This window comes from Ectothiorhodospira mobilis, from assembly GCF_900114895.1.
GTDB classification, from domain to species: Bacteria; Pseudomonadota; Gammaproteobacteria; order Ectothiorhodospirales; family Ectothiorhodospiraceae; genus Ectothiorhodospira; species Ectothiorhodospira mobilis_A.
Window position 1 is genome coordinate 1 of record NZ_FOUO01000027.1, and the last position, 10,186, is coordinate 10,186.

A 10,186-nucleotide genomic window follows, 5' to 3' on the forward strand; every position below is an offset into this window, starting at 1 on the left:
CAATTCCAAAGAGCCCGACAGCTTCGCCCGGAGCGCTGGAGTGGAAAGACTCGTAACTGGTCGCATGTCGATATCGTCACCATGAATCCTGAGCGTGTTGCTCAAGATCAGCCACTGAAAATGGCTGCATAACGATGTGCTCTCAGGCGACAACCACCTTGACAGCCGCCGACGGCGGGCGTTTCTCTGTGGCCAGGATTCAGTCACCGGCAACGACTATGAGCATCGGCGCGGCTGGATGGAGGATAGCGCCCTGGGGCTGGTTTGCGGACGGCTCGGGATGTGTTTGGGTCGGAGCTTTTGGCAGCATCCTGAACGACGGGGCACGCGGTGGCCCGTACGGGGAACGATATCAGTGCCCTCCGCTTTTCGCGGCCGAGGGCCGTTCCCACCCACCTGGTTTCCATTCCATCGTCGGTGGCTTTGGTAGAGAATGATGCTTCGTCAAAGGAGTGACCATGACCGATCAAGACAGTGCCCGGCGCACGGATCACGATAGCCCCTGGAAGGATGCCCTGGAATCCTACTTCGAGGAGTTCGTACAGTTGCTGTTCCCCGCCATCCATGGCGAGGTGGACTGGTCGCGGGGGTACAGCCCCATGGACAAGGAGTTGCAGCAGATCACGGCAGACGCCAGCAGTGGCCGGCGCCATGCGGACAAGCTCATCAAGGTCCATGACCTGGAAGGGGACGAGACCTGGGTATTGATCCATGTGGAGGTGCAGGGCGAGCCAGAGGATGGGTTTGCCCAGCGGATGTACACTTACCAGTACCGCCTGCGGGACCGGTACGGGGTGGATGTGGTGAGCCTGGCGGTGCTGGCGGACACCAGTCCAGGGTTTCGGCCGGAGCGCTTCCGGTATGCCCGATGGGGGTGTGAGCTGAGATTTGCGTTTCCCATGACCAAGCTGATCGACTGGGAGGCGCACTGGGCACAGCTGGAGGCCAGCGAGAATGTCTTCGCTCTGGTGGTGATGGCGCAGATCAAGGCCAAGCTGCTGGATAATGGAGAGGAGCGCCAGCGAGCCAAGGTGGGCTTGATTCGCCTCCTTTATGAACGGGGTTACAGTCGGGCTGAGATTCAGCGGCTGTTTCACATCATCGACTGGATGATCCAGTTGCCCAGGGGACTGGAACGGGGTTTTCTGGAAGTGGTCTATGCTATTGAGGAGGAAAAGCGTATGCCTTACATCAATACGGCGGAGCGTTTGGGGATTGAGAAGGGGATGGAGAAAGGACTCGAGCAAGGCCACCATCTGGGTGTTGCGGATACTCTGCGTAAGCTGATTGCCGTGAAATTTGGAGAACTGCCCACCTGGGCCGATGAACGCCTGAATCAGGCCAGCGATGAGCAGTTGGATGAGTGGGTCGTCAAGATCCTGTCCGCTGATAGCCTGGAGGCACTCCTGGGCACTCATTGATCCTGCCGCTCCCCAGGTAAACTTCGGCGGCTGGGGTCTCACCCGATATCAGTGCCCTCCGCTTTTCGCGGCCGAGGCCCACTCCCACAAATGTGTAATCGCCTCCCACCCGATTGGGCTTTTCACTCTGGAGGCCACCGTGACCGCCGCCGAACGCCGGATACTGCCCAGAAGATCGGGGGGGAGTACTTCCTCTCCCGCCCCCGCCGCTTCGGCAAGAGCCTGCTGCTGGATACCCTGAGCTGCCTGTTCGAAGGCCGAAAGGCCCTGTTCGAAGGGCTGTACATACACGATAAGTGGGCGGAGTGCGCTACCTCTTGGCGTAGCTCCCTTTCCGCAGGCAAAAGCGGGCTGAGGGGGGAGGCAGCCGCATGAGCCATCTGTGGCATACTGTGTTGCGCGATCTATGGCATTCAGAGAGGGACCGTCATGACTCTCACTGAGAGCGATATCCAGTACATCAAGGATCATTTGGGCCAGTGGCTGGCAGATCAGAGCCTGGGCCAGCCACCCGCCGTTTACGAGATCGAACTGCGCGAACGAATGGTGCGAGTGGAGGAGGAGCTCAAGCACCAGCGGGAACTGATGCGCGAAGGCTTTGCGCAGATGGACAAGCGCTTCGAGCAGGTGGACAAACGTATCGAGGCCTTGCGTGAAGAGATGGACAAGCGCTTTGAGCAGATGGACAAGCGCTTTGAGCAGATGGACAAGCGCTTTGAGCAGATGGACAAGCGCTTCGAGCAGGTGGATAAGCGCTTCGACAAGAGTGACGAACGCTTCGATGCCCTGCTCAAGCGTCAGGACCGGCAGTTTTACTGGCTGCTCAGCTTTATCGCCACCTCCCTGGGGCTCACCCTGGCGGCCCTGCGCTTTATGGTGTGAACCGAAAATACACCGGCAAATCTCGCAGCAGCGGCTAATTTTTGACGCAAGTCAACGAATAAACCCCTTCCCCATTGCGCCTGGAATATGCATAGATCATTATGAACCCGTCGCCATCGAAGGCAGTCACGGACGAGGAGGCGGTGACAGGGAGGCGCCCCAAGGGAAGGATTCGATGCCGTGCGACACCAGGCCCCGCCACAAGGATCGTTGTTGCGGGGCCTCTTTGATTATTGGTCTGGGTGCTCTAGGGCATATACCGGAGGACCCGAAGGTGCTAACGGGCGAGCCATCCCCATGGCAGCGGCAGGGCCCAGAGCAGCAGGATCACCGCGAGGGTGGCCGCCAGGGAGGCCAGGGGCTGATCCGGTGCCCAGATCTTCAGGGCGGACCCGAAGGAGCGCTTTACCCGGGCGTTGTCCAGGTCGACGCTGGAGATCTCGTCCAGGATCAGGTGGAGGATGAAGCCGAGAAAGATCGCCGCCCCTTGCAACCAGGCGGCCTCGGCGGTCATATGGAGGCATGTGAGGGCCAGGTAGATCCAGCCCAATCCCCACAGCAATCCCACCACGAGGCTGTGGCAGAGTCCGCGATGGCGCGTCGCCCGCTGAAATCCCCAGGCCAGGGGGAAGCGCACCAGGAGCCAGACCCCCGCCGCCAAGAGGATGCGCTCGCAACCCCCGGCCTCCAGCCATTGCCGCCAGGAGACCCCCGTCACCGGGATCACCGGCAGTAACACCAGCAGGAAGGCCGCGAAGGCCAGCCCGGAAAAGAGCCAGCGCTGGGCACGGCCACCGTCCACGTCGATATCCGGCAGGAGCGTGCCCGCCGTGAACAGTCCGGCCCAGGCCAGGGGGGCACCTGCACCCTGGAGATGCCCGGTGCCGGCGACCGCACCGGCCAATGCGCCGCCCACCACCCCGGCGACGCTCACGTGCGTTGCGAAATTGGCCATGAAAGATTCTGATGATCCAGCTGTTTTTAAATGATCATGGTACCACAGCTGGAATTATGGACAGTGCCCTGGGCCGCGCTGGGGGACTGGAGAAGGTCCACCCGCACACCCGGGGATTGCCTGCGCGGGTCCGTATGGAACAGGAGGGCGTAGACGACGCGGCGGGGGCTATCGCGCCGCGCCGGAGGGATCCATGATCGCACCGGCCTGCTGGCGGATCCACTGTTCCACCCGGGCGTTCAGGGCCTTGGCGTCGCCGTCCTCACAGGCCATGGGCTCACCGATGCGCAGGACGATGGTACCGGGGCGCCGGATCAGGGAGCGATGGGGCCAGCAGTCGCCGGAATTGTGGGCGATGGGCAGCACACGCCGCCCGGATCGGCAGGCGAGCATGGCGCCGCCGATGCCGAACCGCCCCAGGGTGCCCGGGGGCTGCCGGGTGCCCTCGGGATAGATCACCACGCTGATCCCCTCTTCCAGGCGCCGGGTCCCCTCCCGGACCAGGGTCTTCAGGGCCGCGCCCGGGGAGCCCCGGTCGATGGCGATGGGCCGCAGCAGGGCCAGCCCCCAGCCGAAGAAGGGCAGCCAGAGGAGTTCCCGCTTGAGCACCGTGGCCTGGGGGGAGACCAGCAGTTGCAGATAGAAGGTCTCCCACTGGCTCTGGTGGTTGGCCATGATCACCACCGCCTCGTCCCGGGGCAGGTTCTCCATCCCCTCCACACGGATATGCACCCCGTTGAGCACCCGCAGCAGCCACATGGTGGCCCGGGTCCAGTGGTTCACGAAGCGGTAGCGCTGCTCGAAGGTCTGGAACGGTGCCGCCAAGAGAGACAGCAGGCTGTGCACGATCCCCATGGCGTTGTAGAGCACGAAGAACAGGATGCTGCGGATGATGATCCCCGGCCGATTCTCCCGATCCGCCATCGAACCCCTCCCAGGATGGATACCAGAACACGCGCGGATCCGGTTTTGGGCCGGATCCGGCGGGATTGTCGCATATTCTCCCCATTTCTTGGGGGCCGGGGGAACGGGTTAAGCCGCTAGCCTTCGTGGGTGCAGACGCGGTTACGCCCCCCTTCCTTGGCCCGGTACAGGGCCTGGTCCGCGGCCTTGATCACCGCCTCCGGATCGGGATGCTCGGCATCCCGTTCCGCCACCCCCATGCTGATGGTCACCGAGACGGTCTGTCCACGCCCCTGACCGCGCCGCGCCCTGCCCTCACGACGGTCTTCGGGGCGGTTTTTCTCATCGCGGATGACGATGTCATAGTCCTGGATGGCCTCGCGCAATTCGTCCAGAAAGGGTACACACTGCTGCGCCCGCTTACCCGGAAAGACGATGGTGAATTCCTCGCCGCCATAGCGGTAGGCGCGCCCGCCCCCCCCCACCTTGCGCAGGTGGCTGGCCACCACCCGCAGGACCTGATCCCCCAGGTCGTGGCCGTAGGTGTCGTTGAATTTCTTGAAGTGATCCACATCGGTCATGGCGATGGCATAGCGCCGGCCCAGGCGCTGCAGGCGCTCGTTCAATGCACGGCGGCCCGGCAGGCCCGTGAGATCGTCCCGGAAGGCCATCTGAAAGGACTCCTGGATGACCGCCAGGGAGAGGATGATCAGGATGGCCGTGGCGGACAGCGGCAAGGCGTAGGCATGAAAGAGCTGCGGCAGCATCCATCCCATCCCCAAAAGCCCCACCCACTGCGCCGCCCAGAAGGGCCGGGGACCACGCACCAGGGCGATCCCCGTGATCACCAGGCCCAAGAGGAGGCTCCAGCTGGAGACCTGGGGCATCCCCAGGCCCGGCCAGTGCACGGCCGGCCAGTGGATGGTAAGCAGGAAGGCCTCGGCGGCATCGGGGTATTGCCGGATCAGGACCACCCCGATGCCCGCGCAGGCTCCAAAGGCGAGCAGACGCAGGCCCAGATCCATGGCGATGTGGTAACGCTCGGTCCAGAAGCTATTGGCCACGGCGATCATGGGGACCAGGAAGGTGAGCAGGGCATAACCCAGGGCCGGTGCCGGGTCCCCCGCCCCCTGATAGGCCATGGGCCGAAGCTGGAAGACGGCCCCCAGGTAGACCGCCAGCACCAGGCCAATGAACACCAGCACCCGGGTGCGACCGTAGGCCAGGGCCAATCCCGCCCCCAGGAGCGCGGCGAGCCACGGGCCGGCCTCCATCAGCCCCCGGGGCAGGGGCGGCAGCAGATCCCCGCGCACGGTGGCGGCCACGCCCAGGGCAATGGCCAGGGGCGGCAGGAGGGTGAAGGCAAGGCGGGTGATGCGTTCTTGCATCATGGAAACGGATCCTGGCGGGGTTCGTGACTTCAGCCGGTGGGCCAAACCAGCCGCAAAGGATGCCCCGCGGGGTCCGGGGATTCAATGCCGCTGGGACCTGGCCATGCCCACCGGCCCCTCAGCGCCGCCAGAAGGCGGGGGTGAACAACACCAATAGGGTGAACACCTCCAACCGCCCCAGGAACATGGCGAACATGAGCACCCACTTGGCCGCGTCGCCGATATCGGCATAGTGGGCCGCCACCGCCCCCTGCCCCGGCCCCAGGTTGGTGATGGTGGCCGCCACCGCAGAGAAGGCCGTCACCTGGTCCAGCCCCAGGGCCATGAGCAGGAGCATCATGAGGGTGAACAGGGCGACATAGACGGCGAAAAAACCCCATACCGCATCGATCACCGGGTCCGGCACCGGCCGTCCCCCCACCTTGATGGGCACCACCGCCCTGGGGTGCACCAGGCGCACCACCTCGCGGTAGCCCTGCTTGATGAGCAGCATGAAGCGCACCACCTTGATGCCCCCCCCGGTGGACATGGCGCAGCCCCCGATGAAGGCCATCAGGGTCAGCAACACGGGCAGGTACAGGGGCCAGTCCTGATAGGCATCGGCGGTGAAACCGGCGGTGGTGCCGATGGAGACGGTATGAAAGATGGCCTGATGCAGGGATTCCCACCCATCATCGTGGTAACCGGTGGTCCACAGGGTCGCCGTCACGATCACCCCGCCACCAAACAGGATGGATAGAAACCAGCGCACCTCCGGCTCCTTGAAGTAATGCGCCAGGGAACGGCTGCGCCAGGCGAGAAAATGCATGGCGAAATTGATGCCGGCCACCAGCATGAACAGGGCGCAGATCATGGAGATCAGGGGGCTGTCGAAATGGGCCATGCTGGCGTCGTAGGTGGAGAACCCCCCGATGGCCACGGTGGCGAAGCTGTGTCCGATGGCATCCAGCACCCCCATCCCTGCCCCCCAGTAGGCCAGGGCGCAGCTCACCGTGAGGATCAGATAGATGTACCACAGGGTCTTGGCCGTCTCCGCGATGCGGGGGGTCAGCTTGGTATCCTTCACCGGCCCCGGGGTCTCGGCGCGGTAGAGCTGCATCCCCCCCACCCCCAGCATGGGCAGGATGGCCACGGCCAGGACGATGATGCCCATGCCCCCCAGCCACTGCAGCTGCTGGCGGTAGTAGCGGATGGACTCGGGCAGGTGTTCGATGCCGGTGAGCACCGTCGCCCCGGTGGTGGTCAGCCCGGAGACGCTCTCGAAGGCGGCATCGGTCCAGGACACCTGGGGCGCCGGCGAGAACACCAGCGGCAGGGCACCGGAGAGCCCCAGCACCACCCAGAACAGCACCACGATGAGAAAACCATCCCGGGTGCGCAATTCCTGATAGACCCGGCGCACCGGCCACCAGAGCAGGAAACCCAGCAGCAGCAGGGCGCCGAAGGCGATGAGGAACGCCTCCAGGCCGGCATCCCCGTGGATCAGCGCCACCAGCGCCGGCGGCAGCATCGTGGTGCTGAAGAGCATCAGCAAAAGGCCGACGACACGCAGCACGGAGGCCCAACGCATGCAAGATCCCGGTGTGTGCGAAGGCCGTTAAAGGTACGCCAGGCGGCCGTTCGGGGAAAGACCGTGCGATGCCGCGCCTTGACCCTCCGGGGTCTGGGGGCTAGGGTCATGGGGCAACGATTCACGGGCGGCGCACCCTTCCCGGATATCGCGATACCGACGGGGCGCAACCCAAGGAGCGAGCCCTTGTCCTGCACCCAGACGGTCCGAAGCCTTCCTCCCTTGACCCGGGCGATCCTCACCGCCCTTCTGCTACTGGCCCTCTCCCCGGCCTGGGGAGCGACGCAGGAGGCCCCCGTGCTGGAATCCACCAGCACCGAGGCCAAGGCGGGCTACTATCAGCTCCGATGGGCCCTGGAGGGGGCCGAGGCGGACATCGACCGCTTCATCCTCCAGGAGGCCCGGGGGGGAGACTTCGCCTCCGCCGAGATCTTCTACGAAGGGGCGGACCGGGCCACGGTCATCAGCGGACGCCGCAATGGCGACTATCATTATCGCGTGCGGGCCGTGTTCGAGGATGGCAGCCGCTCCCCCTGGAGCCCCCCCTTGAAGGTGCAGGTACATCACCATTCCACGGCCCAGGCCTTCGGCCTCTTCTTCCTGGGGGGGGTCGTCTTTTTCACCACTGCCGGCATGATCGCCGCCAGCAGCAGCGCCCAGCGCAGAGCGGACCCTGAAGGCTGAGACCGCTGGCCGTGTCCAAACACCTACCGAAAAACCGGATCGAATCTGACCGACGGGAGCGCCTATGAGCATCCAGGAAACCGCCATCCTGGAACCGGGACTGGCCTGGATACTGATCGCCCTGTTCACCCTCCTCTACGTGGGCTTGGGGTGGTACTTCGGACGTCACGACAAGGACCTGGACCAGTTCGTCCTCGCGGGACGCCGCGTGGGCCTGGCCGTGGGCACCGCCACGGCCATGGCCACCTGGGTCACCAGCAACACCACCATGATGGCGCCCCAGTTGGCCTACCAGATGGGCATCTGGGGCATGATCGGCTATTCCCTGGGGGCCGTGGGCCTGCTGCTGTTCGCCCCCCTGGCCAAGCGCATCCGCCATCTCATGCCCTATGGCTATACCAGCGGCGACTTCGTGCGCCTGCGCTACGGCAAGCTGGCCTGGCGCATCTTCCTGGCCATCTCCCTCTTCTACAGCCTGGGCTGGCTGGTGAGCCTGGGCATGGCCGGCGGCGTGCTCACCCACGCCCTCTCCGGCATCCCCTACTGGCAGGGCATGACCGTGATCCTGGCCGCCTGCGTGAGTTACACCCTCATCGGCGGCTTTCGCGCCGTCATCGGCACCGATTTCATCCAGTCCATCCTCATCCTCGTGGGCCTGGTGGTGCTGGCCTGGCTCACCATCGGCAGCATCGGTTTCGACGAGATCCACACCAGCCTGGAACGGGAGCGCCCCGAACTGCTGAGCCTGATGATGCCCGCGGCCATCATGTTCCTGTTCAACAACCTGCTCTTTGGCATGGGCGAGATCTTCCACTCCAACGTGTGGTGGACCCGGGCCTACTCCTTCCGCGAGGGGGTGGGTCAGTGGGCCTATCTGCTGGCGGGGATCTTCTGGGCCCCCATCCCCATCGTCGCCGGCTTCATCGCCCTGGCCAGCCCGGCCCTGGGCACCAACATCCCCGCCGCCGACATGGTGGGCCCCATCGTCGCCTCGGAGCTTTTGGGCCTCACCGGCGCGGTGATCGTCCTCATCATGGTCTTCGCCGCCCTGGCCTCCAGCCTGGACTCCCTGCTGGCAGCCACGGCCATGCTGGTGGTGCGGGATCTGTACTACCGCCACTTCAAGCCCCACGCCACCGGCGAGCACCTGCGCACGGCCACCAAGGTCACCATCCTGCTGCTGGGCATCCTGGCCTGGCTGCTGTGCCTGCCCAAGATCACCACCCTGGCGCAGCTGCTGTATTTCACCGGTGCCTTCGTGGCCAGCACCATCTGGCCCATCGCCGCCGGGCTCTACTGGCGACGCACCAACCAGTGGGGCGCCTCCCTGGCCATGGTCCTGGGCAGCGCCACCGGTATCCTGGCGTATTTCCAGATCGGCTTCTATGTGGGCGCCCTGGTGGGGGCCGCGGTCTCCATGGTGGTGGTCCTGGCCACCACCTGGGCCCGGCCCGGCGACTTCGACTGGGAGCGCCTGCGGGAACCACCCCCCAACCACTGATCACCGGAGTCTGCCATGGCATCCGTCGGCTTCCTGTCCGTGCTCATCACCGTCGCTACGGTGCTCACCACCCTGACCATCGTGGCCCTGTTGGCCCTGGTCCTCTGGGACTGGCGGCGCGGCACCCTGTGGTGATCCATCCCCGGCCCGTGGGCATCGCCACGGGCCATGACATCACCCGCCGGGGGTGGCACAATCCCCGGCCATGAGCCAGAGCAAGAAACGCCTCTACCGCATCACCTTCATCAATCAGGGCAAGGTCTACGAGGTCTTCGCCCAACACGCCTACCAGGGGGAGATGTATGGCTTTGTCATCATCGAGGACTTGGTCTTCGGCGAGCACAGCACGGTGGTGGTGGACCCCACGGAGGAGAAGCTGAAATCGGAATTCTCCGGGGTAAAGCGCAGCCTCATCCCCATGCACGCCGTGGTGCGCATCGACGAGGTGGAGAAAGAAGGCGTGGCCCGCATCCATGACCTGGGCTCCAACGTCACCACCTTACCCGCCAGCTACCTGCCCCAGGGCCGGGGCGGCCCCGGCAAGGACGGCTGAAACGGGCCGTTTGCCAAGCCGCCGCGTTTCCTGTATCTTTGCCGATCTTGATCGAGGCAGCGACCCCGGTCAAGGGCCCGCAAGGGCCGGAAAGACAATCCGGAGAGGTGGCCGAGCGGTCGAAGGCGCACGCCTGGAAAGTGTGTATACGGTAACCCCGTATCGAGGGTTCGAATCCCTCCCTCTCCGCCAGCATGCCAAGGGCCCGCCCCGATTCCATATCGGGGCGGGCTTTTTTAATGGAATGGCCTGCTCCCACCCTATTACGCTGCTTGGTGAGATATCTACGCAGCGAGACGAGGAGGAAACAGACCATGTCCATTGCA

General features: G+C 64.6%; 9 protein-coding genes, 1 tRNA gene and 1 pseudogene. 7 read left to right on the forward strand and 4 right to left on the reverse strand.

All coding sequences use genetic code 11. The features are described from left to right. Positions 1-458: 458 nt before the first annotated feature. The 3 genes and pseudogenes from BM214_RS12180 to BM214_RS12190 all read left to right on the forward strand — a co-directional run bounded on the left by BM214_RS12180 (position 459) and on the right by BM214_RS12190 (position 2,303). A complete protein-coding gene (locus tag BM214_RS12180) occupies positions 459-1,421 on the forward strand; it encodes an RpnC/YadD family protein (protein ID WP_090487734.1) in 963 nt (320 codons plus the stop codon). Between the two features lie 90 nt (positions 1,422-1,511). Next, positions 1,512-1,721 (forward strand): annotated as a pseudogene (locus BM214_RS13100) (AAA family ATPase); the annotation flags it as partial. A gap of 129 nt (positions 1,722-1,850) precedes the next feature. After that, entirely contained in the window at positions 1,851-2,303 is a 453-nt protein-coding gene (locus BM214_RS12190; RefSeq protein ID WP_090487740.1) for a hypothetical protein, read from the forward strand. 277 nt (positions 2,304-2,580) lie between these two features. On the opposite strand, the gene BM214_RS12195 is transcribed toward BM214_RS12190, so the two are convergent. The 4 genes from BM214_RS12195 to BM214_RS12210 form a co-directional block, all read right to left on the reverse strand. Beyond that, positions 2,581-3,258 (reverse strand): metal-dependent hydrolase, encoded by a 678-nt coding sequence (locus tag BM214_RS12195; protein ID WP_090487743.1) that lies wholly within the window; start codon positions 3,256-3,258, stop codon positions 2,581-2,583. 168 nt (positions 3,259-3,426) lie between these two features. Continuing rightward, positions 3,427-4,182 carry a lysophospholipid acyltransferase family protein gene (locus tag BM214_RS12200; RefSeq protein ID WP_090487745.1) on the reverse strand — a complete coding sequence of 252 codons (756 nt, stop codon included), beginning with the start codon at positions 4,180-4,182 and terminating at the stop codon, positions 3,427-3,429. A gap of 116 nt (positions 4,183-4,298) precedes the next feature. Next, positions 4,299-5,552 carry a GGDEF domain-containing protein gene (locus BM214_RS12205; RefSeq protein ID WP_090487748.1) on the reverse strand — a complete coding sequence of 418 codons (1,254 nt, stop codon included), beginning with the start codon at positions 5,550-5,552 and terminating at the stop codon, positions 4,299-4,301. Between the two features lie 118 nt (positions 5,553-5,670). Then, positions 5,671-7,122: a TrkH family potassium uptake protein gene (locus BM214_RS12210; protein WP_090487751.1), complete on the reverse strand. Its 1,452-nt coding sequence runs from the start codon at positions 7,120-7,122 to the stop codon at positions 5,671-5,673. A gap of 222 nt (positions 7,123-7,344) precedes the next feature. Between BM214_RS12210 and BM214_RS12215 the strand changes: the two genes are divergently transcribed. From BM214_RS12215 to BM214_RS12230, 4 genes are all read left to right on the forward strand, one after another. Continuing rightward, the gene (locus BM214_RS12215; RefSeq protein WP_244888012.1) at positions 7,345-7,806 is read left to right on the forward strand and encodes a hypothetical protein; all 462 of its coding nucleotides are present in this window, start codon (positions 7,345-7,347) and stop codon (positions 7,804-7,806) included. A gap of 64 nt (positions 7,807-7,870) precedes the next feature. Next, a complete protein-coding gene (locus BM214_RS12220) occupies positions 7,871-9,307 on the forward strand; it encodes a sodium:solute symporter family protein (protein WP_090487753.1) in 1,437 nt (478 codons plus the stop codon). Positions 9,308-9,512: 205 nt separating this feature from the next. Beyond that, the gene (locus BM214_RS12225; protein WP_090487756.1) at positions 9,513-9,860 is read left to right on the forward strand and encodes a DUF1820 family protein; all 348 of its coding nucleotides are present in this window, start codon (positions 9,513-9,515) and stop codon (positions 9,858-9,860) included. Between the two features lie 101 nt (positions 9,861-9,961). Further along, a tRNA-Ser gene (locus BM214_RS12230) sits at positions 9,962-10,052 on the forward strand. Positions 10,053-10,186 lie beyond the last annotated feature (134 nt).